Source organism: Streptomyces hesseae, from assembly GCF_031845785.1.
Lineage (GTDB): Bacteria > Actinomycetota > Actinomycetes > Streptomycetales > Streptomycetaceae > Streptomyces > Streptomyces hesseae.
In genome coordinates this window covers 1-220 of the sequence record NZ_JAVRFI010000106.1, presented here as the reverse complement: position 1 = coordinate 220, position 220 = coordinate 1, and the positions used below count along the sequence as shown (strand labels likewise).

Sequence of the window (220 nt, the reverse complement as noted above, 5' to 3'; positions counted from 1 at the left end):
ATTCTCTACCTGACTACCTGAGTCGGTTTAGGGTACGGGCCGCCATGAAACTCGCTAGAGGCTTTTCTCGACAGCATAGGATCATCCACTTCACCACAATCGGCTCGGCATCAGGTCTCAGCCTTAACGTGTGACGGATTTGCCTATCACACGGCCTACACCCTTACCCCGGGACTACCACCGCCCGGGCTGGACTACCTTCCTGCGTCACCCCATCGCT

The 220-nt window shown here is 56.8% G+C and carries 1 rRNA gene; it reads right to left on the bottom strand.

What is annotated here, in order from left to right:
• A 23S ribosomal RNA gene (locus RM609_RS34770) occupies positions 1-220 on the bottom strand; the annotation flags it as partial.